We start from the raw sequence: 25,738 nt of genomic DNA, 5'->3' as shown, positions 1-25,738 counted from the left end.
ATAGGGGGTGAGTCAGGGAGCCACCGAAACTTCCCCCGACCCCTACCTCAAGGGGGAGGGGAGGCAGTGCCCAACCCATTGATCCGCTGCGAGAATAAAAACTTATCCCCGCGCCGTCCACCGGCACTATCCTCTTCCTCGCACCCCGCCGCTACACACGCGGCGTTGACGAGATGTCGGGCGGGGGCGTTGGGGCAGCCGGGTCGCCGGCGGGCAGGGTGTCTGTTACGGACCGGCGGATCAACGAGCGTCCGCATGCTTCGTGTACGGCTCACAAATCCCGGCGTGTGGGGCGGCTGACGCTTCCCATCTAAAACTAAATAGGAGGCGAAAGCCGCCCCGCATTCGTGTGTCCGAAAGGACAAGAACCGACGGAAAGAACCTTCCGCGCGGCGTATCGGCATGCCCGCTTGCGCTTCCCGCCAGCTTGGTCTATAGCCGCGCACGCGTCCGGAGCTTCGCCCCGGCGCGATTTCACACACGAAGCAGGCCCCTGATTTGTAATCAGGTGTCCATCCGGTGGCGGGTTTCCGTCGCAAGGCTTCGTGGAGGCAATAACCGGTAAAGGAGAAAGCCACCATGGCATTGCCCGATTTTTCTATGCGCCAGCTGCTCGAAGCCGGCGTCCACTTCGGCCACCAGAAGCATCGCTGGAACCCGAAGATGGAGCGCTTCATCTTCGGTGTGCGCAACGACATTCACATCCTCGACCTCAGCCAGACCGTGCCGCTCCTCAGCCGCGCGCCGCAGCTGGTGTCCGACACCGTCGCCGATGGCGGCCGCGTGCTCTTCGTCGGCACCAAGCGCCAGGCGGCCCCGCTCGTTGCCGATGCGGCCAAGCAGTGCGCCCAGTACTACGTCAACTCGCGCTGGCTCGGCGGCATGCTGACCAACTGGCAGACCATCTCGAACTCGATCGCGCGCCTGCGCGAGCTCGAGGCGCTCGAGGCCGAAGGTCTTGAAGGCCGCACCAAGAAGGAGCGCCTGATGATGAGCCGCGAGCAGGAGCGCCTGGAGCGCGACCTCGGCGGCATCAAGGACATGGGGAACCTGCCCAGCCTCCTCTTCGTCATCGACACCAACAAGGAAGCCAACGCCATCAAGGAAGCCCGGCGCCTCGGCATCCCGGTCGTCGCCATCGTCGACACCAACTCCGATCCGGACATGGTCGACTACCCGATCCCGGGCAATGACGACGCCAGCCGCGCCCTCGAGCTCTACGTGTCGCTGGTTTCCCGCGCCGCCATCGACGGTATCGGCCGCTCGTCGGCCGCGTTCGGCGCCGACCTTGGCGCCGCCGAGGAGGCTCCCGCCGAGCCGGCCCTCGAGACCGAGGCGGAAACGCCTGCTGCCGCCAACTGATCCGTCACACGGATTACATCTTCTCACTCAAATCTGCGGCCCCTCGCAAAAGGGGCCGCCAAGAGGTGAACCCATGGAAATCACTGCTGCAATGGTCAAGCAACTGCGCGAGGCCACCGGCGTCGGGATGATGGATTGCAAGAAGGCGCTGGCCGAGACCAATGGCGACATGGAAGCCGCCGTCGACTGGCTGCGCACCCGCGGCCTCGCCAAGGCCGCCAAGAAGGCTGACCGCGTCGCGGCCGAAGGGCTCGTCGGCGTTGCTACCGCCGGCACCAAGGCTGCGGTCGTCGAGATCAACTCCGAGACCGACTTCGTTGCCCGCAACGAGCAGTTCCAGGCGATCGTCGCCGCCGTTGCCAAGCTCGCGCTCGACGCTGACGGCGATGCCGTCAAGCTCGGCGAGATGCCGTTCCCCGGCACCGGCCACTCGGTTTCGGCCGAGCTGACCGAAGCCATCTCCAAGATCGGCGAGAACATGAACCTGCGCCGCACCGAGACCGTCTCGGTCTCCGACGGCGTCGTCTCGAGCTACGTGCACTCGGCCGTCAAGGAAGGGCTGGGACGCCTCGGCATCCTCGTCGCCCTCGAGTCGACCGGCGACAAGACTGCGCTCAATGCGCTCGGCAAGCAGATCGCCATGCACATCGCCGCGACCAATCCGCTGTCGATCTCGCCCGAGGACCTCGACCCGGCCGTCGTCGCGCGTGAGCGCGCGATCTTCGCCGAGCAGGCCCGCGAGTCCGGCAAGCCGGCCGAGATCGTCGAGAAGATGGTCGAGGGGCGCGTGCGCAAGTACTACGAGGAGGTGACCCTCCTCGCGCAGACCTTCGTCATCGACGGCGAGACCAAGGTCGGTGACGCCATCAAGAACGCCGAGAAGGACGTCGGCGCGCCGATCAAGCTGACGAAATTCGTGCGCTACGCCCTCGGCGAAGGCATCGAGAAGCAGGAGACCGACTTCGCCGCCGAAGTCGCGGCGACCGCCGGCACCCGCTGATCGCGCTCAAATGAAAAAGGGCGGGCCGAAAGCCCGCCCTTTTTCTGTGTGGTGGCGATTGTCCCGCCACAATTTGCCTGCAAGTGCAGTTTTTGCATGTATCGCGCTCGGCGCGGGCGGTTCTCAGCCTGTGCCCGATACATTAGGTTTGGCCGAGGTCGGCGGATTCGGCGCCCGGCGTGCGTACTCAAGGGGTCGTGTATGGCATCCGCCTACAAACGCATTCTGCTGAAGGTGTCGGGCGAGGTGCTCGCGGGGGACCAATCCTTCGGCATCGAGCCCGACTTCCTCAACGCCGTCGCCAGACAGATCGCCGATGTCGCCAAGGATGGCGTGCAGGTCGCCATCGTCATCGGCGCCGGCAACATCTTCCGCGGGATGGCCGTCGCCGCAGATGGCACCGACCGGGTGACCGCCGATCTCATGGGCATGCTCGGCACCGTCATCAATTCGTTGGCGCTCTCCAACGCCATCTCCCGGCAGGGCATGAAATCCAAGGTGTTCAGCGCCCTGACCATGCCCTCGGTCGCCGACAGCTTCACCGCCCGGGCCGCCAAGGCCGCCCTCGACGAGGGCTTCGTAGTCGTCTGCGCCGGCGGCACCGGCAACCCGTTCTTCACCACCGACACGGCCGCGGCCCTCAAGGCCATCGAGCTCGACTGCGACGTGCTCTTGAAAGGGACCAAGGTCGACGGCGTCTATTCGGCCGATCCCAAGAAGCACCCCGACGCCACCCGCTACGAGACCGTCAGCTACGACGAAGTCATCGGGCGCGACCTGCGAGTCATGGATACGGCCGCCTTCGCCCTTGCCCGCGACAACGGCTTGCCCATAATTGTCTACGCGCTCGACGACAAGGAGGGGCTTGTCGGGGTATTGAACGGCAAGGCGCGCAGCACCCGCGTCGGCTAGCCCACCTACAAGAAGAACCAAGAGGACCAGGAAATGGCAGCGACCTTCTCACTCGACGAACTCAAATCCCGCATGCAGAAATCCATCGCCTCGCTGAAGGACGAGCTGGCGGGCCTGCGTACGGGCAGGGCGAGCGCGAGCTTGCTGGAGCCCGTGCAGGTGGAAGCCTATGGTTCGCGCATGCCCCTCAACCAGGTCGCGACCGTCACCGTCCCCGAGCCGCGCATGCTCAGTGTCCAGGTGTGGGACCGCTCGATGGCGGGCGCGGTGGAAAAGGCGATCCGCGACAGCGGCCTCGGCCTCAACCCTGCCGCCGAAGGCCAGATCATCCGCGTGCCGCTGCCCGAACTCAACGAAGAGCGCCGCCGCGAGCTGACCAAGGTCGCCCACAATTATGCCGAGCAGGCCCGCGTCGCCGTGCGCCACGTGCGCCGCGACGGCATGGATATGCTCAAGAAAGCCGAGAAAGACGGCGACATGGGCCAGGACGACGCCCGCAACCAGTCCGATCTCGTGCAGAAGGCCACCGACGCCGCCGTCGCCGAGATCGACGCGATCGTCGCGACCAAGGAACAGGAAATCATGCAGGTCTAGGCCTGTTCCGGCCCGGCCGCGAAGGCGAGCACATGTCCAGCACCCCCGCCATCGACAGCAATGCGCACCAGAAGCCCGGGCTACGGATTCCCCGGCATCTGGGCATTATCATGGACGGCAACGGACGCTGGGCGCGTGCGCGCGGCAAGCCGCGCACCGAAGGGCACGTCGCCGGCGCCAAGGCCCTGCGGCGCCTGGTCGAGCTGTGCATCCGCTACGGCGTCGAGCATCTGACGGCGTTCAGCTTCTCGTCCGAGAACTGGACCCGCCCGCGCGACGAGGTGAACTTCATCCTGGGGCTGATCCGCCGCTTCGTCGCGTCCGATCTCGAAAAGCTGGTGCGCAACAACGTGCATGTGCGCATCATCGGCGAGCGCGACGGGCTGGACCCGGCCATGCAGCGGCTGATTGCCGATGTCGAGGCCAAGACTGCCCGCAATACGGGCCTGGAGCTCATCATTGCCTTCAACTATGGCGGCAAGGCCGAGATCACCCAGATGACCCGCCGCATTGCTCGCGCCGTCCAGGCCGGAGAGCTCGAGCCGGGCGACATCACCGAAGAGACCGTCGAGCGCGCCCTCTATACCTCGGGCATTCCCGATCCGGACGTGATCATCCGCACCAGCGGAGAGCAGCGCTTTTCCAACTTCCTGCTCTGGCAGAGCGCCTATTCCGAACTTATCTTCATCGACGAATACTGGCCCGATTTCGATGAGGAGATATTCCTGCGCGCGCTCGAGGAATATACCAGGCGGGAGCGTCGCTTCGGCGGAATCGAGGCGCGCATCACTTGAGCGACGGTGGCCAATCCGAGCCTGCTGCCTCCACGCCTCGGCGCAACTGGGCCGACCTCGGACCGCGCTTCTCTTCCGCCATCGTGCTGATCGTCCTCACCGCGACCGCGCTCGCCATCGGCGGATATGTCTTCGCCGGCCTCGTCGGCGTGGTGTTCGCCGGCGTCTATCGGGAATGGGAGACCATGGTCACCCGCGCGCCGCTCCGACCGGCCTCCTGGGCGATGATCGTGCTCGTCGGGCTGTCCGGCCTCGTCTTTCCGCTGTGGGGGGGCATCGGCACAGCCGGCGTCATCGCGCTCGCCTGTGTCGTCGCCGCCACCCAGGGCAGGGCCGAGGTCGGCTGGCGCCTCGGCGGCCTCGTGTTCCTCGGCATCGTCATCGCCTCGGCCGTCGCGATGCGCGGCGCGACGAGCGCCGGCATCTGGGCCGGCGTCTATCTCGGAACGGTCGTCTGGATGACCGATTCGGCCGCGTTCTTCACCGGCCGCCAGATCGGCGGAGAAAAGCTCGCACCCGATATCTCGCCCTCGAAGACCTGGTCGGGTGCGCTCGGGGGGCTTGCCCTCGGCACCGCCGCCGGAACCCTGGTCTGGGCGATCGCGACCGATTCTCCCCTCTGGATAGGCCTCGCGTTCTCGATCGTCATCAGCGTGCTCGGCCAGCTCGGCGACCTCAGCGAGAGCGCCATCAAGCGCCGCTTCCGCATCAAAGACAGCGGCGACATCATTCCCGGCCACGGAGGCTTGATGGACAGGCTCGACAGCCTCACATTCGGCGTAGTCTTCCTCACTGTTGTGGGACTCCTGCACGCCGGCGCAGGGGCAGTTGCCGAAGGGTTCCTCTACTGGTAACCCCAGGCGAGCGCCGAACCGGCCGAAAAGGGTTGAGATGATCGATTTCGTCTTCTGGCTTCTGTCCTACGTCGTGCCGTTCCTGGCGGTCCTGACCGTCATCGTCTTCGTCCATGAGATGGGTCACTATCTCGTCGCCCGCTGGAACGGGGTCGCCATCCAGACCTTCTCCATCGGCTTCGGACGCGAGCTCTTCGGCTGGAACGACCGCCGTGGCACCCGCTGGCGCATCTCGGCGATTCCCCTCGGCGGCTATGTCCGCTTCGTCGGCGACATGAACGCCGCGAGTGTGCCCGATAGCGAAGCGATCGAGAAAATCGATCCGGCGCTGCGCCCGCACCTCTTCACCAACAAGTCCGTCTGGCAGCGCATCGCCATCGTCGCGGCGGGCCCCATCGCCAACGTCCTTTTGACCTTCCTCATCCTCTACGCGCTCCTCGTCGGCTACGGGCGCTACACCATCCCGCCGGTGATCGGCGAGGTGGTGGCGGAATCGGTGGCCGAGGAGGCCGGGCTCGAGACGGGCGACCGCATCCTCTCCGTCGACGGTTTTGCCGTGCACGGCTTCGAGGATTTCCAGCGGCTCGTCGCCACCAGCCCCGAGCGGCCGATCTCGATGGTCTTTGATCGGGCAGGGCAGGCGCACACCATCACCCTCGTGCCCGAGGCGACCCAGGTCGAGGATCGGTTCGGCAACACGCAGCGCATCGGGCGCATCGGTGTGACGCGGGATGTGAGCGAGGCCGACCTGACGCTCTACCGTCCCGGCCCGGTCGAAGCCGTCGGCATGACGGTCGAGGAGATTCGCTTCATCGTCATCCGCACGGGCGAGTTCCTGGGCGACTTCTTCGTCGGGCGCGGCGATGTCGAGCAGCTCGGCGGCCCGGTGAAGGTCGCCAGGGTTTCGGGGGAGGTGGCGACGCTCGGAATCGTCGCGCTCATCAACCTCACGGCGCTGCTTTCCCTGAATATAGGGATTTTCAACCTTTTACCCGTCCCCATGCTCGACGGCGGACACCTCTTGTACTATGTCATCGAGGCCGTTCGTGGCCGGCCTCTCAGCATGCGTGTGCAGGAGATCGGCTTCCGCTTCGGTTTCGCGATCGTTCTGGCCCTGATGGTGTTCACGCTATTCAATGATACCCTCTTCGCCTATCTCCGTGCGGTCGGGTAACGCTCCTTTAACCTTCGTTCGCAAGGTGTTGCACGAATACAAGCGCGCCAATCATTTGCTAACCTCGCGGCGGCTTCCGCCTTGCCCTTGGTTAAAAAAACAGTAAAACCGTTCAACGGAGTTAGCTTGGGGGAGCGCTGTGCGTGGCGATTCCCGGAGCCATGTCGCAGAAGGCTAAAACAAATATGACCCAACCCACCAAGCTGATGCGCGGCCTGATTCCTGCGTTTGCGTTTTTGAGTGTCGCGTCGCTTATGGCGGGGACGTCCCTTCCCGTCATCGGCGTCAGCGTTGCCACGGCCCAGGAGCAGATGGTCTCCTCAGTGCTGTTCGAGGGCAACCGCCGGTTCTCGGATGCGCAGCTCCAGGCCATGGTCGACGTGGCCATGACAGGCGTCTATACCCCGCAACGCGCCGCCGCCGATGCCGAAAGCATCCGCCAGGCCTACGTGCGCGACGGGTTCAACGGCGTGACCGTCACCCCGCGGGCCGAGGCGGCAGAGGGTGGGCGCATGCGCGTCACCTTCGTCGTCAACGAGGGTGACCGCGCCGGCATCGCCGCGATCAACTTCACCGGCAACAACTCCATCGGTGCCGGCAACCTCAAGAGCGCCATCCGCACCAAGGAGACCGGCATCCTCAGCTGGCTCCTGCGCGACGACACCTATGACGAGCAGAAGATCGCCATCGACCGCGATCTGATCCGCCTCTACTACTCCAACCGCGGTTTCCCCGATGTGCAGGTGACCTCGGTCGGCGAGTTCGATCCGACCCGCAACGCCTACTTCATCAACTTCACGATCAACGAAGGCGAGCGCTACAACTTCGGCAATATCGGCATCGAGACCAGCATTCCCGGCCTCAACGCCGATGTGCTGCGCAGCACCATCGAGACGCGCCAGGGCGGCAACTACTCGATCTCCAACCTGCAGGATACGGTGCAGAACATGGCGTTCGAGGCGACCTCCCAGGGTTATGCCTTCGCCGACGTTCGCCCGCGTCTCGAGCGCGACATCGCCAACCGCACCTTCAACGTCACCTACCTGGTCGACGAGGGCGCGCGCATCTATGTCGAGCGCATCAATATCATCGGCAACGAGAAGACCCGCGACTTCGTGATCCGTCGCGAGCTGGGCTTCGCCGAAGGCGACCCCTTCAACCGCTCGATGGTTACTCGTGGCCGCGGCGAGGTCATGGACCTCGGCTACTTCTCGAACGTGGATATCTCCACCCAGCCGGGCAGCGCGCCGGATCAGGTGGTCATCAACGTTGCCGTGACCGAGCAGTCGACCGGCGAGTATGGCGCGACCGTCGGCTACTCGACCTCGGACGGCGTCCTCGGCGAGCTTTCGCTGACCGAGCGCAACTTCCTTGGGCGTGGCCAGTTCCTGCGCGCCGCGATCGGCGCCTCCGAGAATGGCCGCACGTTCGACTTCTCGTTCACCGAGCCGCACTTCATGGGGCTCAACGTTTCGGCGGGTGTGGACCTCTACCACCGCATCGTCAACGAGACCTCGCGCAACTTCTACGGCTACCAGGCGACCGGCGGCCAGTTCCGCATCGGCGTGCCGCTGACCGGATCGCTCACCGTTTCGCCGTTCGTCGGCATGGAGCGCAAGGAAGTCGATGATGACGACGATCCGATCTCGGCCTTCGTCACCGATGGCGAGGAATTCTGGAAGGCGTTCGGCGGCTACACGCTCACCTATAACGGGCTGGACGATCGCCGGAGCCCGACTTCGGGTCTCTATGCCACGTTCACCCAGCAGTACGTCGGGATGGACTTCAACCTGCTGAAGACCGAGGCTCGCGCCCGCTACTTCATGCCGTTGCTCGAAGACAGCGGAATCATCGGCAGCGTGCGCGGCCAGGCGGGCGTGATCCACGCGTTCGGCGACGACGTCGCGCATCCGGTCGAGGCGTTCCATCCGGGTTCGCAGCTCGTCCGCGGCTTCACTTCGCGCGGCATGGGCCCCAAGCTCCTCAGCGGCGAGCCGGTCGGCACGACCATGTATGCCGGTGTCTCGGCCGAGATCGAGTTCCCGGTGCCGATCCTGCCCGAGACCTATGGCCTCAGCGGAGCGGTGTGGGCCGACGCCGGCTGGATCGGCGATGCCGCGGACACCTTCGGTCTCGCCATCGATCCGGCCAGCGAGAACGAGCCGTGGCGCACCTCGATCGGCGCCTCGATCATCTGGGATTCGCCCTTCGGGCCGCTGCGCGGCGACTTCGCTCACGTGCTGTCCGAGTCGGACACCGACCGTACCCAGGTGTTCCAGCTCACCATGCAGAACACGCTCTAGTCGCACTGCGTGCTTGAATTCGAGGGCCGCGGGCGGATCGCGCCGCGGCCCTTGCCATTATTGAGTGGCCTTTCATGGTTGATACGCGCTTCTTTCAGGCTTCCCCGCCCGATACCCTCGCCAGCCTGCTGGCGGCTGTAGGGTTCGGAGCGGTGGCCGATCCCCGCGCCGGCACGTTGCTGATCTCCGGCGCCGACGAGTTGGTCACTGCGACCCCGCAGACCCTGGCCCTGGCGGCAAGCAAATCCTATGCAGACGATCTGCGCGGCACGTCGGCCGGCGCCGTCGTCGTTTCCGCCGCGCTCACGGATGAGGTTCCGGTCGGCGCTGTCGCCATCGTCGCCGACAAACCCCACGAACTCTTCGTCGACCTTCTCGAATACCTCTATCCGGACAGCACCCGCACGCTTGCCTCCGGCAAGGGGGACGGGCTGCCCGAACCTTTGATCGAGGAAGGGGTGGAGATCGGCGAGAATGTCGTGATCGGCCGGGGCGTCGAGATCGGCCGCAATACGGTCATCGGTCCCAACACGGTCATCGGCCGGGGCGTCACCATCGGGCGCAATTGCGTCATTGCCGCCAACTGCACCATTTACTGCTCCCATCTGGGCAACAACGTCGTCGTGCACCCCGGCGCCCGATTGGGCACGGAGGGCTTCGGCTGGCTGGACCATGGGTCGACCAACCGCAAGATCCCGCAGCTCGGCCGCCTGATCGTGCAGGATCGCTGCGAGATCGGTCCCAACGCCACCCTGGACCGCGGCGCCCTGGGCGACACGGTGATCGGCGAGGGCACCAAGCTCGGCAACATCGTCGTCATCGGCCACAACTCGCGCCTCGGGCGCAACTGCCTGCTGGCCCCCACCACGGGCCTTGCCGGCACGACGATCGTGGGCGACGGCGTGGTCATGGGCGCGGGCGTCGGCACCTCCGGACACCTCTCCATCGGCGACGGCTCCGTGGTCTACGGACGGGCGGCAATCACCAAGGATTGGCCCGCCGGCTCCAAGCTTGCCGGGGCGCCCGCGCAGGATATAAGAGACTTCTGGAAAGAGATTGCGACCGTGCGGCGCTTGAGCAAGGGGGACCAACGGTGATGGATGCAGACCTGGCCCGGACAGGAGAGGGCACTCAGTTGGGTACCCTCGACATCGCCCGGATTCTCGAGTGCCTGCCGCACCGTTATCCGTTCCTGATGATCGACCGGATCATCGAGATCAACGGCGACGAGACCGCTATCGGCATCAAGAACGTCACGATCAACGAGCCGATCTTCCAGGGTCACTTTCCCGGCAAGCCGATCTTCCCGGGCGTGCTGATCATCGAAGGCATGGCCCAGACCGCCGGCGCCATCGTCATTGCCAACGACGCCATGTCGGGCAAGAAGAACATCGTCCTGATGCTCACCATCGACAAGGCCAAGTTCAGGAAGCCGGCCGAACCAGGCGACCGTCTGGAATATCACATCCGCAAGATCCAGCGCCGCCGCAATGTCGGCCGCTACGAGGCCAAGGCGATCGTCGACGGCGTCGTGGTCGCCGAAGCCGAGATCGGCGCCATGATGGTCGAGGCGCAATAGAGTGAGCTCGGTCAGCATCCACCCGACCGCCATCGTGGCCTCCGGCGCGCGCCTCGGCGCGAACGTCAGGATCGGGCCATATTGCATCGTGGGCGAGAATGTCGTGCTCGACGCCGACGTCGAGCTCATCTCGCATGTCGTGGTCGAAGGCCACACGCACGTTGGGGCGGGCACCCGCATCTATCCCTTCGCTTCGGTCGGTCATCAGCCGCAGGACCTCAAGTACAAGGGTGAAGCCTCCCGGCTCGAGATCGGTGAGCGTTGCGTCATCCGCGAGGCCGCGACCCTCAATCCCGGCACGGCCGCCGGTGGCATGCTGACCAAGGTCGGCAACGAGTGCCTCATCATGGCGAGCGCCCACGTCGCGCACGACACCATCATCGGCAATAACGTCATCATGGCCAACTATGTCGGCATCGCCGGCCACTGCCGGATCGGCGACAACGTCACCTTCGGCGGCACGGTCGTCGTGCACCAGCGCACCCGCATCGGCGCCCATGCCTTCATCGGCGCGCAGAGCATGGTCGACGGCGACGTCATTCCCTACGGCATGGCCGTCGGCAACCGGGCAAGCCTCGCCGGCCTCAATCTCGTCGGCCTCAAGCGTCGCCAGTTCGACCGCGAGGCGATCCATCGCCTGCGCGCGGCCTACCGCATGATCTTCTCCAACGAAGGAACGCTGCGCGAGCGGACGGAGGACGCCGCCGAGCTCTTCAAGGACGACGACCTGGTGCAAGACGTGGTGGCCTTCATCACCTCGGCGTCGGATCGTCCCATCCTCGTGCCCCGCAACGGCCAAGTCGCCAGCGAGGACTGAGGTGAGCGTCGCGCCCGCCGGCCTCAGGGGCATGAAGCTCTTCGTGCTCGCCGGCGAGCCGTCCGGCGATCGGATCGGCGCGGATCTCGTAAGGCGCCTGCGGCCGCGCGTCGACCTCGCGCTTACCGGTATCGGCGGCGATGAGCTGACGGCCGAAGGACTGGTCTCCCTCTTCCCCATGAGCGACCTCGCCGTCATGGGCATCAGCGACGTACTGCGCCGCTTGCCGCTCTTGCTCTGGCGGGTCGAGCAGACGGCCCGCGCCATCGCAAGAAGCCGGCCGGACGTCACCGTCCTCATCGATTCCCAGGAGTTCTCCAAGCTCGTGGCGCAGCGCCTGCGCGCCAAAGGATTCGATCGGCCTGTCCTGCTCTATGTCGCGCCGTCCGTCTGGGCGCGCTCGCCGCATCGCGCCGCCAGGCTCAAGCCGCTCTTCGCCGAAGTCCTCGCCGTTCTGCCTTTCGAGCCCAGGGTCATGCACGATCTCGGCGGCCCGCCGACCTCCTATGTCGGCCATCCCGCCCTGGCAGAGGTGCAACCCGCCCGCTTCAACGAAACCGGCCTCGTCGCGCTGCTTCCCGGCAGCCGCGAGGGCGAACTGCGCCGCCATCTGCCGATCATGCGCGCTGCCGCCGAGGCGATGGCGCACGAGGGCAGGGGGGAGGGATTCTTCATTCCGACCCTCCCGTCGCTCGCCGCCAGCCTTGGGGCGGAAACAGCCTCCTGGCCGATCAATGTGGAGGTCGTCGCCGACCGCGCCCGGCGTGCCGAGCTCTACGACCGCACGCTCCTCGCCGTGACCGTTGCCGGCACCGCCACCCTCGAGCTGGCGCTGGCCGGCGTACCGATGCTTGCCGTCTACGTCATGGACCCGCACCAGGCCCGGGTCTACGACAAGCTCGGACGCCCTGCGGTAAGCCTGCCGAACATCATCCTCGGCCGCCCGGTCGTTCCCGAGATCATCCGGGGGCAACCGCCTGTAGATGAAGTGGTCGCAGCAGCCCGCAACCTGTTGGCCAACGAAAAAGCCCGCCGAAGCCAGGGCGAGGCCTTCGACGAGCTTGTGGAACTCATGGCGCAGGGAACGCCCGAAGCGCCGAGGCGGGACCCGGCCGACCGGGTCCTTGCTCATCTGGCGCCCTGATCAGCGCGCGCTGATCGGCGTGTAGTCGCGCGCCGGCGAGCCGTTGTAGAGCTGGCGCGGACGGCCGATCTTCTTCTGCGGGTCGGCGATCATCTCCTTCCACTGAGCGATCCAGCCGACGGTGCGCGCCACGGCAAAGAGCACCGTGAACATCGAGGTCGGGAAGCCGACGGCGTTGAGGATGATGCCCGAATAGAAGTCGACGTTCGGATAGAGCTTGCGCTCGACGAAGTACTCGTCTTCGAGCGCGATCCGCTCCAGCTCCTTGGCCACCTGCAGGGTGGGATTGTTCTCGACGCCGAGGATGTCGAGAACCTTGCGCGCCGTTTCCTGCATCACCTTGGCGCGCGGATCGTAGTTCTTGTAGACCCGGTGGCCGAAGCCCATCAGGCGGAACGGATCGTTCTTGTCCTTGGCGCGGGCGATGAATTCGGGGATGCGCTCGACGGTGCCGATCTCGCGCAGCATGTTGAGCGCCGCCTCGTTCGCCCCGCCATGCGCCGGGCCCCAGAGGCAGGCGACGCCTGCCGCGATGCAGGCGAAGGGATTGGCGTCCGACGAGCCCGAAAGCCGCACGGTCGAGGTCGAGGCGTTCTGCTCGTGGTCGGCATGGAGCGTGAAGATCAGGTCCATGGCCCGCGCGATCTCGGGATTGACCTTGTATTCCTCGGCCGGCACCGAGAAGCACATGTGCAGGAAATTCGAGGCGTAGTCGAGGTCGTTGCGCGGATAGACGAACGGCTGGCCGATCGAATACTTGTAGGCCATGGCCGCCAGCGTCGGGATCTTGGCGATCATGCGGATCGAGGCGATCTCGCGCTGCTGCGGATCGTTGATGTCGGTGGAGTCGTGGTAGAACGCCGCCATGGCGCCGACGACGCCGGTCATGACCGCCATCGGGTGCGCGTCGCGCCGGAACCCGCGGTAGAAATAGTGCATCTGCTCATGCACCATGGTGTGGCGCGTCACCAGGTCGTCGAACTCGGCAAGCTGGGACTTGGTCGGCAGTTCGCCATAGAGCAGCAGGTAGCAGACCTCCAGATAGCTGCTCTTCTCGGCCAGTTGGTCGATCGGATACCCCCGGTAGAGGAGCTCGCCCTTGTCGCCATCGATGTAGGTGATCGAGCTGTCGCACGCCGCCGTCGAGGTGAAACCCGGATCGTAGGTGAAGAGGCCGGTCTTGGAGTAGAGAGATCGTATGTCGATGACCTCCGGCCCCACAGACCCCTCCAGCACCGGAAACTCGTAGGTCTGATCTCCGAGCGTGAGTTTGGCGACTTTCTCGGTCATTTAGCTCTCCTCGATGGTCCGCGGCGCCTCCGGGGGAGGGGGCGGAAATGGCGGGACCAATATGCTTGAAATTGGCCTCGGGGTTTGCCTTCGGGGTATTCCTTTTCCCCCGTGGAGGCAACTGGCGGGTAAGCGGCGCCTACCCGCCCTGGAAGTCGTCAGCTCGTGATCTGGTCGGACAGGCGGGCGAGGCTATCGTCCTTTCCTATCAGCACCATGACCTCGAAAATGCCCGGCGAAACTGTGCGACCGGTGATCGCGGCGCGCAGCGGCTGAGCGATCTTGCCAAGCTTGAGGCCCTTGGCCTCGGCAAAGGCGCGCATCGCAGCGTCGATGGCGGGCACCGACCAGTCGTTGAGCCCGCGCAGGAGTTCGTGGACTTCCCTCAAGGTCACGCGCGCGTCGCCCGTCAGAAGCTTGCCGGCCGCCTCGTCGATGATGATGGGGCGGTTGGCATAGATGAACTGCGCCAGGTCGATGAGTTCGAGAACCGTCTTGGCGCGCGGCTGCAGCTCGGGCAGAGCTGCAAGCACCGTCTCCTTGTGGGCGGCGAGCCCGGCAAGGTCGTCCTCGCGGCCGACTTCCCTGGCCGTCGCCACCATCACCTCATAGAGGTAGTCCGGCGTCGCCTCGCGGATGTAGTGGCCGTTGACGCTCTCGAGCTTGACGAAGTCGAAGCGCGCCGCGCCCTTGTTGAGGCCGTCGAGGCTGAACCATTCGACCATTTGCTCGGTGGAGAAGATCTCCTCGTCCCCGTGGCTCCAGCCGAGCCGCGCGATGTAGTTGCGCATGGCGGCGGGCAGGTACCCCATCTGCCGGTAGGCGCCGACCCCGAGCGCCCCATGGCGCTTGGAGAGCTTTGCCCCGTCCGGCCCGTGGATAAGCGGGATGTGCGCCATCTCAGGAATGTTCCAGCCCATGGCGTTGTAGATGACGATCTGCCGGGCGGCGTTGGTCAGGTGATCGTCGCCGCGGATGATATGGGTGACGTTCATGTCATGATCGTCGACCACCACCGCCAGCATGTAGGTCGGCGTGCCGTCCGAGCGCAGGATGATGAAATCATCGAGGTTCTCGGTCTTGAACACGACCTTGCCCTGGACGTGATCGTCGACGACGATCTCGCCGGAAAGCGGCGCCTTGATGCGGATGACGGGCGCGACGCCCTCGGGCGCCTCGGAAGGATCGCGATCCCGCCAGTAGCCGTTGTAGCGCGGCGGCAAACCAGCCGCGCGCGCTTCCTCGCGCATCTGCGCCAGCTCCTCGGGCGTGCAGTAGCACTTGTAGGCCTGGCCGCGGGCCAGCAGCTCGTGCGCGATCTCGGCATGGCGCGCCGCGCGGCCGAACTGCAGGATCGGCTCGCCGTCCCATTCGAGTCCCAGCCATTTGAGGCCGTCGTAGATGGCCTCGATCGCTTCCTCGGTCGAGCGCTCCCGGTCCGTGTCCTCGATGCGCAGCAGCATCTTGCCGCCGGTCTTGCGCGCGAAGACCCAGTTGAACAGCGCCGCGCGGGCGCTGCCGATATGCAGGTAGCCCGTCGGAGAGGGAGCGAAGCGAGTGACGACTTGTTGTGACATCGACGCCGGAACGGTTGGACGAATTGGGCCCCGTGTGTAGCATAGGTTGTCGGCAGCGCAAGTGCGGCTGACGGCGGCCCCGCCGCAGCCCCCAGCGGGGGGCTTGCGCGCCGGGGCAGGGACGCACCCAGGGATCGCGCATCTGCGTTGGCCATCTCGAAACGATGGGCCGCCTTCGCAAGATAGCAATCCCCCGGGGGGCGCTGGAGCGGGGGCGACAGTGACGCAGGAGGTTGCGACGTCCGTCGAGACGCCGTTGCCCGTTCGGCCGCAGGGCCGCACGCGTCTCGTGCTGCCGCAATTGCGCCGGTCCGCGCAAAAGCCTCGCTGGCACGCGGTGCTGCTCGCCGATCTCGCATGGGCCTTCGAGGCGCGGCGACTGCTCATCCTCCTGCCGTTCGCAATGATCGGCGGCCTGATCGTCTACGCGGGGCTGCCGCAGGAGCCGCTGCAAGGCGCCGTGCTCGGCATGGTCCTGCTCTTTGCCATGATTGCCGCTGTGTCCTCGTCCCGCCCCCTGCTGCAGCGCGCCGCCGCGCTCGCCCTTGCCGCCGGCGTAGGGTTGGCGTTGATGCCCGTTCACGGTCTCCTCTGGGGCACGCAGATGCTGACGCGCCCCGCGTACGGCACCTTCGAGGCGGTCGTCGACGAGATACTCTCGCAGACCCAGGATCAGCGCCGCATCGTCGTTTCGCAACTGGCGCCCGGCGAAGGCACGCGACCCGTCGACATCCGCAGGGCGCGGCTCGTCGCGCCGGCCGAACCGGCGCTCGCGCCCGGAGACCGCATCCGCGCCAACCTGCGCCTCGCGCGCGTTCCCGGCCCCATCCTTCCGGGCGCCTTCGACAGCCAGTTCCACGCCTATTTCGCCGGCATCGGCGCCTACGGCAACGTGACCAGCGGCTTCGAGGTCATCGCACGCGACGAGAGCTTCAATCCCGTGCGCAGCGTGGACGGTATCCGGCGAGCCATCGGGCAGCGCGTCGATGCCGTTCTCGAGGGACCTTCGGCGGCCATCGCCTGGGCCATGCTCGTCGGCGACCAGAGCAACATCGATGACGCGACCCGCGACGCCATGGCCAATTCGGGCCTGGCGCACATCTACTCCATCTCCGGCCTGCACCTGTCGATCGTTGCCGGCGGCGTCTTCTTCGTCGTGCGCGCGATGCTCGCAGCGCTCGCCGGCTTCACCGGCTCCCTGCCGGCCAAGAAAATCGCCGCGGTCGCCGGGATCGTCGCGGCCGTTGGCTATCTCCTGCTCGCCGGCGGCATCGCCAACACGCCGGCCTTCCGGTCAACCCTCATGCTGGTGCTGATCTTCGGCGCAGTGCTCGCCGACCGGCGCGCGCTCACCATGCGCAACGTGGCGCTGGCCGCTCTTGTCATCCTGCTCATCGATCCGGCCGACGTCTTCCGCGCCAGCTTCCAGCTCTCGTTTGCCGCGGTCGTCGCCCTCATCGGCGTCTACGAATTGCCGCGCCAGCCGCGCGAAGGCCGGCAGGGACTCTTCGGGCGCAGCATCTCGGCCGTCTGGGCCACCGCCTGGACAAGCCTCGTCGCCGGCCTCGCCACGCTCCTCTTTGCCGCCTACCACTTCCAGCAGACGGCGCCGCTCGGCGTGCTGGCCAACGTGATGACCCTGCCGGTCCTCTCCTTCGTCATCATGCCCTTCGGCGTATTCTCGGTCCTCGCCATGCCGTTCGGCATCGAGCAGCCCTTCGTCGAAGTGCTGGGCTGGGGGATCGATCGCATGATGGATATAGCCGTGCTGGTCGCCGGCTGGAGCGCCGGGCTAGAGACAAACCCGCTGCTGACGCCCGCCGCGCTGATCATCGGCATCACGGCGCTCGCCTGGTTCGCATTCGTCCCGAGCCGCTGGCGCTTCGCCGGACCGTTGCTCGCGCTGCCGCTTGTCCTTGCCTTCGGCTTCGACCAGCGGCCCGACGTTCTCGCCGCCGACACCACCCAGGCCGTCGCCATCCGGGAAGGGCAGGGGATGGGTCTCATCTCCGGCCGCACGGGCAGCTTTGCAACCGACGTCTGGTCCGAGACCTACGGCCTCGAGATCGCCCCCTCGCTGGAAAATACCCGCTGCGACAGTTTCGGCTGCATCCATACGGGCGAGGACTTCTCCCTCGCCCTCGTCAAGAATCGCGAGGCATTCGCGGAAGATTGCGAACGCAACGACCTCGTCGTCACGCGGCTGCGGGCGCCGCCATCCTGCCGCGAGAAGACACAGACCATCGACATCGTCGACCTCGACCGCGGCGGCGTCCACTGGCTGCGCTGGAATGCATCGGCCGGCCGCTTCGATATCCGCCCGGCAATCACCACCCTCGACCGCCCGTGGCGTGTCGCGCCCTGATGACGTGCTGCTAGAGCGTTATCGCTGGCTCCGGCAATCCCGCGACGTCCAGCTCGATGGCAAAGACGCTGCCCGCGTGCGGCTCGCGCGCCAACTGCTCCGGACTCAGGGTCTTGCTGGCCGATGTGATGAACAGGGTTCTGTAGTCCGGCCCGCCGAAAGCGGGGCAGGTGACCTGGCTCACCGGCAGCTCGATGATCCGGTCGACCGAGCCGTCCGGCGCATGGCGCACCACGCAGTTCCCGCCCCAGCGGGCGTTCCACACGAACCCCTCGGCATCGGTCACCGCCCCGTCCGGGTAGCCGCGGTGATCCGAAACATCGGAGAAGAGCGTCCACTCGCCGACCGGCAGGCCCGTATCCGGATCGGTCCGGCACTTGAGGATGCGCTTGCTCGGGGTGTCGCTGAAATAGGCGATGCGCCCGTCCGGCGAAAAGCAGATGGCGTTGGGGATCTTGACGTCGGAGAGGATGCGCTTGAGCTCCCCGCCGCGGTAGCGATAGACCGCGCCGCCAGGTTCCTCCTCCTGCTTCCTCATCGTGCCGATCCAGAAGCCGCCCGTCCGGTCGACACGACTGTCGTTGGATCGGGTCGCGGCATTGTCCGCCTCGATGGGAACGATCAGCTCCTGCCGGCCGCTGACGAGGTCGATGCGCTTCAGGCCCGTTTCCGTCGCGATCGCCAGATGCTCGTGGTCGATGACGGCGGCGGCCGAAACCGCCTCGTCGAACGTCCAGGTCTGGACGATGGAGCCGGCTGCCGTCGCCGACAGCATCGTGCATTCGTTGATGTCGAACCAGAAGAGCTCGCTGCGCAGCGGATGCCAGAACGGGCCTTCGCCGAGCTGGCAGCGCGAATCGATGAGAAGGTCTGCCGTCAGCGTCATGCCGTCTTCCCCGCGTCATAGGCCGCGACAGCCGCCCGCGCCCGCTCGGCGACGGCTTCAGCTTCCGTGCCGGGCTTGTAGAGATAGCTGCCGAGGCCGAAGCCCGTGCATCCGGCCGCGAAGAGCTCGGCGAAATTGTTCGGCGCCGCGCCGCCGACTGCGTAGACCGGCATTTCCGGCGGCAGCACCGCCTTCATCGCCTTGATCCCCTTGGGTCCCAGCACCTCGGCCGGGAAGAACTTGAGGCCCGTGGCCCCGGCGCGGATGGCGCGGAATGCGTCGGTCGGCGAGAAGACACCGGGATAGGAGCCCAGCCCGACTTCGACCGTCTCCTCGATCACCGCCTTGTTGGTGTCCGGCGAAACGATGAACGTGCCGCCCGCCTCGGCGACCGCGCGCACCTGCTTCTTGCTGAGCACCGTCCCCGCCCCGATCCGCGCCCGCTGCGAAAGGGCGCTGGAAGCGAGTGCGATGCTGGTCAGCGCATCGGGCGAGTTGAGGGGCACCTCGATCATCGTGATGCCGGCCTCGATCAGGGCTTCGCACACGGCGATGGTTTCCTGCGGGGTGATCCCGCGCAGGATCGCGATGATATGGCGGTGTTCGGACATGAGCCGCTCCGTCTAGTGGGAATCGAATTCGCGGGCGGCCTTGAGGCCGGTGAGGATCGCCTCGGAGGCATCGATCGTGCGCGCCGAGCCGCCGAGCTGCTCGATCGCGCGCGTGTAGAGCGCGCAGAGCCCAGGCGAGCCGATGAGCGGCACCTCCTGCTTGCCGACCCACTCCTTACGCCCGCCAATCTCGCTGCCGATGAGCAGCCCCGAAAGGTAGCCGCCGCACCAGTCCGCCTCCTTGCCCGAGAGCAGGGATGCCGCCCGGACGGTGAAGAGGTTTCCTGTCAGCAGGTCCGGGTGGGAAAGGCCAGCCTCGAGCCCCTCGCGGAAGCCTTCCTCTCGCCCCGGTCCGTCGAGATTTCCGTTGAGCGAGTGACGGAGCACCGAGTGTTGCCGCAGCACTTCATAGAGCTCGCCCGTCATCGCGGTGGCAAAGCTTTCGAGCCGCACGCCGTCGAGCACCGCCCATTTCGAGTGCGTGCCGGGCATGCACACGACCCCCGAGAAGCCGGGAATGAGGCGGCTGAGCCCCAGAAGCTGGGTCTCCTCGCCGCGCATGACGTTCTCGGCGCCGGGAGATTTCTGGCAGACGCCCGGCAGGATGCGCACCCTGAACTCTTTCGGCATCGAGGGTGAAACGGCCCCGGCCGAGAGCCCCCTCAGGTCCGCCGGCGCATCGAGATAGGGGGCTTCCAGCCACCCCTGCCGCGCGCCCGCCATACCGGCGATCAGGACATCGACGGTCTCGATCCCATTCGCGCGCGCCTCGATAACTTCACTCAGCGCCGCCGGATACTGCTCCCGCTCGAGCCGGCCCATGCCCTTTTCCGAACTTGCCGAAAAGGTCGTCGAGCCATCTCGCCCGATACCCCATGCCCGCAGGTTCGACGTGCCCCAGTCGACCGCAATCCAACTCGTCTGGCTACTCAACGCTTTCCCCTCGTTCGCGGCGCCGCCCCTTGCGCCGCGCCCTTCCACATAACCGATCCGGGCGAATCGGTCCAAGATGTTATCGGGATGAGGAGCCTAAGATGAGAGAGGGGCCCGCCTCATGAACCCGTTTTTCGGATTTGTATCGCAAACTTTGAAATCCGGAACAAAATCTGTTTCCTTGGGGCTCCTCGCCGGGCTAGAAGAGCCTATCTTGAGGAGGTTGCCGCGCCCGGCGGCATGACGTGAGGATACATCCGATGACTGCAAGCAAGGCCGACGTTCCCGCGAACGGGCAATCGGTTGCGCCCAAAAAACTGCGCTCGCGCGCATGGTTCGACAATCCGGACAACCCGGACATGACCGCGCTCTATCTCGAGCGCTACATGAACTACGGCGTCTCGCGCGAGGAGCTGCAGTCCGGCAAGCCCATCATCGGCATCGCCCAGACCGGATCGGACCTCTCTCCCTGCAACCGCCACCACATCGTGCTTGCCGAGCGCGTGCGCGAGGGGATCCGCGAGGCTGGCGGTATCGCAATCGAGTTCCCCGTACACCCCATCCAGGAGACCGGCAAGCGCCCGACCGCGGGGCTCGACCGCAACCTCGCCTATCTCGGCCTCGTCGAGGTGCTCTACGGCTATCCGCTCGACGGCGTCGTCCTGACCATCGGCTGCGACAAGACCACGCCCGGCATGCTGATGGGCGCTGCGACCGTCAACATCCCCGCCATCGCCCTTTCCGTCGGCCCGATGCTCAACGGCTGGCATCGCGGCGAACGCACGGGCTCGGGCACGATCGTCTGGAAGGCGCGCCAGATGATGGCGGCCGGCGAGATCGGTTACGAGCAGTTCATCGAGCTCGTCGCCTCCTCGGCGCCCTCGACCGGCTACTGCAACACCATGGGCACGGCGACGACCATGAATTCGCTGGCCGAGGCGCTCGGCATGCAGCTTCCGGGCTCCGCCGCCATTCCCGCGCCCTATCGCGACCGTCAGGAAATTTCCTACCGCACCGGCAAGCGCATTGTCGAAATGGTACACGAGGACCTGAAGCCCTCCGACATCCTCACTAAGGACAACTTCCTCAACGCCATCGTCGTCAACTCGGCCATCGGCGGATCGACCAACGCGCCGATCCACATCAACGCCATCGCCCGCCATATCGGCGTCGACCTCAATATCGACGAATGGCAGGCGCACGGCCACAAGGTGCCGCTGCTGGTCAACCTGCAGCCGGCCGGCGAATACCTCGGCGAGGACTATTACCATGCCGGTGGCGTTCCGGCCGTCGTCAACGAGCTGATGAAGGAGGGCCTCATCCACGAGAACGCGCCGACCGTCAACGGAAAGACCATCGGCGAGAACTGCCGCCACACCGCGATCCAGGACCCCAAGGTCATCCGGCCGTTCGCCGATCCGCTGAAGGCCGAGGCCGGCTTCCTCGTGCTGCGCGGCAACCTCTTCGACAACGCCATCATGAAGACCAGCGTCGTCAGCCCGGAATTCCGCGAGCGGTATCTCTCCGATCCGAACGACCCCAACGCCTTCGAAGGCAAGGCCGTGGTGTTCGACGGGCCGGAGGACTACCACCACCGCATCGACGATCCGTCCCTCGACATCGATGAGCACACGCTGCTCTTCATGCGCGGGGCAGGGCCCATCGGCTACCCCGGCGCCGCCGAGGTGGTCAATATGCGGCCGCCCGACTACCTCATCAAGAAGGGCGTGACCTCGCTTGCCTGCATCGGCGACGGACGCCAGTCGGGCACGTCGGGCTCGCCCTCGATCCTCAACGCGTCTCCCGAAGCAGCTGCCGGCGGCAATCTCGCCATCCTGCGGACCGGCGACCGCGTGCGCATCGACCTCAACAAGGGTGAGGCCAACATCCTCATATCCGACGAGGAGGTCGCCAAGCGCCGGCAGGAGCTCGCCGAATCCGGCGGCTACAAGTTCCCGGCCCACCAGACCCCCTGGCAGGAAATCCAGCGCGGCATCGTCGACCAGCTCGGCAACGGCGCCGTGCTCAAACCCGCCGTCGCCTACCAGCGGATCGCCCAGACCAACGGCATCCCGCGCGACAATCACTGATCGGTGCAAACAGATAGGGCCGCTCTCAAGGAGCGGCCCTATTAACGAATCCAACCGAACGCGCGACGGGGATCAGTATTTCCTCAAAAGGCCGACAAGCCGGCCTTGAACCTTGACCCGCTCGGGCCCGAAGATGCGGGTTTCGTAGGCCGGGTTCGCGGCCTCGAGCGCGATGGAATTGCCGCGCCGGCGCAGGCGCTTGAGCGTTGCTTCCTCGTCATCGACGAGAGCGACGACGATGTCGCCGGTACCGGCCGAATCCTGCTTCTTGATCAGCACCGTATCGCCGTCGAAGATGCCGGCCTCGATCATCGAGTCGCCGCGCACCTCGAGGGCGAAGTGCTCGCCAGCGCCCAGCATTTCCGGAGGCACGGCGATGGTATGCGAGTGCGTCTGGATCGCCTCGATCGGCACGCCCGCCGCGATGCGCCCCATGACCGGCACGGAGACCGGCCGGCCGCTATCGCTGTCCCCTGAAGTTTCGGAGCGGGGCGGAGGGGCCGCGACGCGCCCGAGATTGCCCTCGATGACGCTCGGCTCGAACCGCGCCTTGCGTCCGCCGAGGGACGGGTTCATCGAATCCGGGAGCTTGACCACCTCGAGCGCGCGGGCCCGGTTGGGCAGGCGCCGGATGAAGCCGCGCTCCTCGAGCGCGGTGATCAGCCGGTGGATGCCGGATTTCGATGCCAGATCAAGGGCTTCCTTCATCTCGTCGAACGAGGGAGGAATGCCGCTCTCCTTCATCCGCTCGTGGATGAACATCAGGAGTTCATGTTGTTTGCGCGTCAGCATCGGTGCCCCTCGAGCCGGAATCAGAACAAAGACTGAACGATAGTACGTGTTCCAGTTATGTTCTGCAATAGAGGCGTGAACATCGCGTTACCGGCATTAAAATCGGGGCCGACAGTTTGCAACATTTGAATAAAATCGGCCCCAACCACGAAGCGATGTCAAAATCCGTCGAGCGGCAACGCCTCGACGATCGTTCCGGTCACCTGGCCGGGATCGTTCTCCGGCTGGACGATCAGCAGATCGGCCTGCGCGAGCGACGAGGTGTGCCCGCTGTCGGTCTCGAGGATCGGCAGCGCCGCGCTCGTCCCCTCGGTTACGACGAGCTGCGCGCGCATGAAGTGGCGGCGGCCGCTGTTGGGCGGGGTAGGGGCGGCGAGCGGCAGACGCAGGGTCGCGCCGCGCGGATGGGCATAGCCCAGCCATTGCCGCAGCGCCGGCTTGATGAAGACGGTGGCCGTGACCATCGCCGAGACCGGATTGCCCGGCAGGCCGAAGACCAGTGTCCTGCCGTGCGTGCCGAACATCAGCGGCTTGCCCGGCCGCATGTTGATCCGCCAGAAATCCACCTCGACGCCGAGGCTCTTCAGGATCTCCTGCACGATATCGTGGTCGCCGACGCTGGCGCCGCCGGTGGTGACGAGCACGTCCGGTTCCGCGGCGAAGATGGCGTCAAGGCGCTCGGCGAGGGCGGCCCGGTCGTCGGGGACGATGCCGTGGTCGGTGACCTCGCGCGCATAAGGGGAAAGCAGGGGAACGAGGCCGTAGCTGTTGGAGGCGACGATCTGGCCGGACGAGAGCGGCGTGCCGGGCTCTACCAGCTCGTCGCCAGTCGCGAGGACGGCGACCGCCGGCCGCTCGGCGACGCTGAGCTGCGCGCGGTTGGCAGCGGCGGCGAGCGCGAGGCCGAACGGGGTCATCAGCGTGCCGGCCGGCAGCAGCGCCTGCCCGGCGGCGAAGTCGTTGCCGATAGGGCGGATGCTGCGGCCGGGCTTCGGCCGGTCGGAGAAGCGGACCAGGTTCCCCTCGACGGTCGCTTCCTCCTGCATGATGACCGCATCGGCGCCGGGAGGCACGGGAGCGCCGGTGAAGATGCGCACGCATTGGCCCCGACCGATGGTTCCGTCATAGCCCGCGCCGGCCTGCGAGACGCCGACGATTTCGAGCCGGTGCTCGTCGACGATGTCGGCGGCGCGAACGGCGTAGCCGTCCATGGCGCTGGCGTCGAACGGAGGCTGGTTGTGGTCGGCGACGAGCGGCGCGGCGAGTACCCTTCCGCTGGCCTTTGCAAGCGGCACCAGCTCGGCGCGCACCGGCGGCACGCGGGCAAGAATGCGGGTGAGCGCCTCGTCGACAGGAAGCAGGCTCATGGCGCGCGCACGTAGTCGCCCGACTTGCCGCCGCTCTTCTCGACGAGCCGCAGATCGGTGACGGCCATCGCCCGGTCGATGGCCTTGGCCATGTCGTAGAGCGTCAGCGCGGCAACCGAAGCGGCCGTCAAGGCCTCCATCTCGACGCCGGTCTGCCCGACAGTCTCGGCCGTCGCGACGACATGCAGGGTGCCTGTATCTCGTACTGGCTCGATCTCGACCGTCACCTTGGTCAGCGCGATAGGATGGCAGAGCGGAATGAGCTCGGACGTCTTCTTGGCCGCCATGATGCCGGCGATGCGGGCGACGGCGAGGGCATCGCCCTTCTTCAGCGTTCCCCCGGTGATCGCGGCGATCGTCTCCGGCTGGGCGATGACGAAAGCCTCCGCGACCGCCCGGCGGCGGGTCGCGGCCTTGCCGCCGACATCCACCATCTGCGCCTGGCCCTGCTCGTCGAGATGCGTGAGCGTGGGCGTTGTCATCAGCCGGGAACCTTCTCGCCCTCGAGGAGGGCGCGGGTCGCGGCGACGACGTCAGGCTGGCGCATCAGGCTCTCGCCGACGAGGAACACGCCGATGCCCGCTTCGCGCTCCAGCCGGCGCAGGTGCTCGTCGCCCATGATGCCGCTCTCGGAAACGAGAAGCTTGCCCGGCGGCACGCCGACGGCGAGGTCGATGGATGTCTCGAGCCGCGTCTCGAAGGTGCGCAGGTTCCGGTTGTTGATGCCGATGAAGTCGGCGTCGAGCGCCAGCGCACGGTCGAGCTCGAGCTGGTCGTGCACTTCCACCAGTGCATCCATGCCCCATTCGGCGGCGGCATCGAGCAGGTACCGCGCCGCATCGTCGCCGACGGCGGCAAGGATGATGAGGATGCAGTCCGCCCCCCAGGCGCGCGCTTCCGCCACCTGGTAGGTCTCGAACAGGAAGTCCTTGCGCAGGACCGGCAGCTGCGTCGCCGCCCGCGCCTCGATGAGGTAGCTGGGCGACCCCTGGAAGGACGGCCGGTCGGTGAGGACCGACAGGCAGGCGGCGCCGGCGAGCTCGTAGCAGCGGGCGATCTCGGCCGGGTTGAAGTCCGGCCGGATGAGGCCCTTGGAGGGGCTCGCCTTCTTCACTTCGGCGATGAGCGCGAACTCCTTGGCCGTGCGCTTGGCCTTGATCGCCTTGACGAAGCCGCGCGGCGGCGTCTGGTCGTGGGCCTGCGCCACCACCTCCGCCCAGGGCCGCATGGATTTGGCCGCGGCGATTTCCTCGCGCTTGTAGGCCTCGATCTGTTTGAGGATATCGGTCATCAC

At 66.3% G+C, this 25,738-nt stretch carries 23 protein-coding genes; 14 read left to right on the top strand and 9 right to left on the bottom strand.

From position 1 onward, the window contains the following. Positions 1 to 579 precede the first annotated feature (579 nt). The 12 genes from rpsB to VE25_RS12960 all read left to right on the top strand — a co-directional run bounded on the left by rpsB (position 580) and on the right by VE25_RS12960 (position 12,533). Positions 580 to 1,362 (top strand): 30S ribosomal protein S2, encoded by a 783-nt coding sequence (rpsB, locus tag VE25_RS13015; protein ID WP_046109068.1) that lies wholly within the window; start codon positions 580 to 582, stop codon positions 1,360 to 1,362. 73 nt (positions 1,363 to 1,435) lie between these two features. Then, positions 1,436 to 2,362, top strand: a complete 927-nt coding sequence (gene tsf, locus VE25_RS13010; RefSeq protein WP_046109067.1) for a translation elongation factor Ts — start codon at positions 1,436 to 1,438, stop codon at positions 2,360 to 2,362. Positions 2,363 to 2,563: 201 nt separating this feature from the next. Then, positions 2,564 to 3,274: a UMP kinase gene (gene pyrH / locus VE25_RS13005; RefSeq protein WP_046109066.1), complete on the top strand. Its 711-nt coding sequence runs from the start codon at positions 2,564 to 2,566 to the stop codon at positions 3,272 to 3,274. Positions 3,275 to 3,307: 33 nt separating this feature from the next. Beyond that, entirely contained in the window at positions 3,308 to 3,868 is a 561-nt protein-coding gene (frr, locus tag VE25_RS13000) for a ribosome recycling factor (RefSeq protein WP_046109065.1), read from the top strand. A 32-nt stretch (positions 3,869 to 3,900) separates the two neighbouring features. Next, positions 3,901 to 4,662 (top strand): undecaprenyl pyrophosphate synthase, encoded by a 762-nt coding sequence (gene uppS / locus VE25_RS12995; protein ID WP_046109064.1) that lies wholly within the window; start codon positions 3,901 to 3,903, stop codon positions 4,660 to 4,662. Then, entirely contained in the window at positions 4,659 to 5,516 is an 858-nt protein-coding gene (locus VE25_RS12990; RefSeq protein ID WP_046109063.1) for a phosphatidate cytidylyltransferase, read from the top strand. Before uppS ends, VE25_RS12990 begins: the two co-directional genes overlap by 4 nt. A 37-nt stretch (positions 5,517 to 5,553) precedes the next feature. Continuing rightward, positions 5,554 to 6,690 (top strand): RIP metalloprotease RseP, encoded by a 1,137-nt coding sequence (gene rseP, locus VE25_RS12985; protein WP_046109062.1) that lies wholly within the window; start codon positions 5,554 to 5,556, stop codon positions 6,688 to 6,690. Between the two features lie 254 nt (positions 6,691 to 6,944). Next, a complete protein-coding gene (gene bamA, locus VE25_RS12980; protein WP_160299985.1) occupies positions 6,945 to 8,993 on the top strand; it encodes an outer membrane protein assembly factor BamA in 2,049 nt (682 codons plus the stop codon). Positions 8,994 to 9,067: 74 nt separating this feature from the next. Then, entirely contained in the window at positions 9,068 to 10,090 is a 1,023-nt protein-coding gene (gene lpxD, locus VE25_RS12975; protein WP_046109061.1) for a UDP-3-O-(3-hydroxymyristoyl)glucosamine N-acyltransferase, read from the top strand. Continuing rightward, on the top strand, positions 10,090 to 10,572 hold the full coding sequence (gene fabZ / locus VE25_RS12970; protein WP_046109060.1) for a 3-hydroxyacyl-ACP dehydratase FabZ: 483 nt from the start codon (positions 10,090 to 10,092) through the stop codon (positions 10,570 to 10,572). The genes lpxD and fabZ overlap by 1 nt, the downstream gene beginning before the upstream one ends. A 1-nt stretch (position 10,573) precedes the next feature. Next, a complete protein-coding gene (gene lpxA, locus VE25_RS12965) occupies positions 10,574 to 11,389 on the top strand; it encodes an acyl-ACP--UDP-N-acetylglucosamine O-acyltransferase (protein WP_046109059.1) in 816 nt (271 codons plus the stop codon). 1 nt (position 11,390) lies between these two features. Next, positions 11,391 to 12,533 (top strand): lipid-A-disaccharide synthase, encoded by a 1,143-nt coding sequence (locus tag VE25_RS12960; RefSeq protein ID WP_052731945.1) that lies wholly within the window; start codon positions 11,391 to 11,393, stop codon positions 12,531 to 12,533. On the opposite strand, the gene gltA is transcribed toward VE25_RS12960, so the two are convergent. After that, positions 12,534 to 13,823, bottom strand: a complete 1,290-nt coding sequence (gltA, locus tag VE25_RS12955; RefSeq protein ID WP_046109058.1) for a citrate synthase — start codon at positions 13,821 to 13,823, stop codon at positions 12,534 to 12,536. A gap of 158 nt (positions 13,824 to 13,981) precedes the next feature. Continuing rightward, positions 13,982 to 15,400: a glutamate--tRNA ligase gene (gene gltX / locus VE25_RS12950; protein ID WP_046109057.1), complete on the bottom strand. Its 1,419-nt coding sequence runs from the start codon at positions 15,398 to 15,400 to the stop codon at positions 13,982 to 13,984. Between the two features lie 220 nt (positions 15,401 to 15,620). Between gltX and VE25_RS12945 the strand changes: the two genes are divergently transcribed. Further along, positions 15,621 to 17,765, top strand: coding sequence for a ComEC/Rec2 family competence protein (locus VE25_RS12945; RefSeq protein WP_046109056.1), 2,145 nt, complete (start codon positions 15,621 to 15,623; stop codon positions 17,763 to 17,765). Positions 17,766 to 17,775: 10 nt separating this feature from the next. Here the strand turns inward: VE25_RS12945 and VE25_RS12940 are convergent, their stop codons facing one another. The 3 genes from VE25_RS12940 to VE25_RS12930 are packed head-to-tail and all read right to left on the bottom strand — an operon-like array spanning position 17,776 to position 20,195. Then, positions 17,776 to 18,651, bottom strand: a complete 876-nt coding sequence (locus VE25_RS12940; protein ID WP_046109055.1) for an SMP-30/gluconolactonase/LRE family protein — start codon at positions 18,649 to 18,651, stop codon at positions 17,776 to 17,778. Continuing rightward, entirely contained in the window at positions 18,648 to 19,262 is a 615-nt protein-coding gene (locus tag VE25_RS12935) for a 2-dehydro-3-deoxy-6-phosphogalactonate aldolase (protein WP_046109054.1), read from the bottom strand. Before VE25_RS12935 ends, VE25_RS12940 begins: the two co-directional genes overlap by 4 nt. Positions 19,263 to 19,274: 12 nt before the next feature. Continuing rightward, positions 19,275 to 20,195, bottom strand: coding sequence for a 2-dehydro-3-deoxygalactonokinase (locus VE25_RS12930; RefSeq protein WP_046109053.1), 921 nt, complete (start codon positions 20,193 to 20,195; stop codon positions 19,275 to 19,277). 260 nt (positions 20,196 to 20,455) lie between these two features. Here VE25_RS12930 and VE25_RS12925 point away from each other — a divergent pair, with 260 nt between their 5' ends. Continuing rightward, a complete protein-coding gene (locus VE25_RS12925) occupies positions 20,456 to 22,285 on the top strand; it encodes an IlvD/Edd family dehydratase (protein WP_046109052.1) in 1,830 nt (609 codons plus the stop codon). A 72-nt stretch (positions 22,286 to 22,357) separates the two neighbouring features. On the opposite strand, the gene lexA is transcribed toward VE25_RS12925, so the two are convergent. The 4 genes from lexA to trpC all read right to left on the bottom strand — a co-directional run bounded on the left by lexA (position 22,358) and on the right by trpC (position 25,738). Then, on the bottom strand, positions 22,358 to 23,077 hold the full coding sequence (lexA, locus tag VE25_RS12920; RefSeq protein WP_046109051.1) for a transcriptional repressor LexA: 720 nt from the start codon (positions 23,075 to 23,077) through the stop codon (positions 22,358 to 22,360). 158 nt (positions 23,078 to 23,235) lie between these two features. Further along, a complete protein-coding gene (locus tag VE25_RS12915; protein WP_046109050.1) occupies positions 23,236 to 24,444 on the bottom strand; it encodes a molybdopterin molybdotransferase MoeA in 1,209 nt (402 codons plus the stop codon). Continuing rightward, positions 24,441 to 24,926 (bottom strand): cyclic pyranopterin monophosphate synthase MoaC, encoded by a 486-nt coding sequence (gene moaC / locus VE25_RS12910; protein WP_046109049.1) that lies wholly within the window; start codon positions 24,924 to 24,926, stop codon positions 24,441 to 24,443. The genes VE25_RS12915 and moaC overlap by 4 nt, the downstream gene beginning before the upstream one ends. Beyond that, entirely contained in the window at positions 24,926 to 25,738 is an 813-nt protein-coding gene (trpC, locus tag VE25_RS12905) for an indole-3-glycerol phosphate synthase TrpC (protein WP_201776088.1), read from the bottom strand. Before trpC ends, moaC begins: the two co-directional genes overlap by 1 nt.

The organism is Devosia geojensis (assembly GCF_000969415.1).
Taxonomy (GTDB): domain Bacteria; phylum Pseudomonadota; class Alphaproteobacteria; order Rhizobiales; family Devosiaceae; genus Devosia; species Devosia geojensis.
Note: the sequence above shows the minus strand (reverse complement) of the source record. Positions and strands in the feature narration are given on the sequence as shown.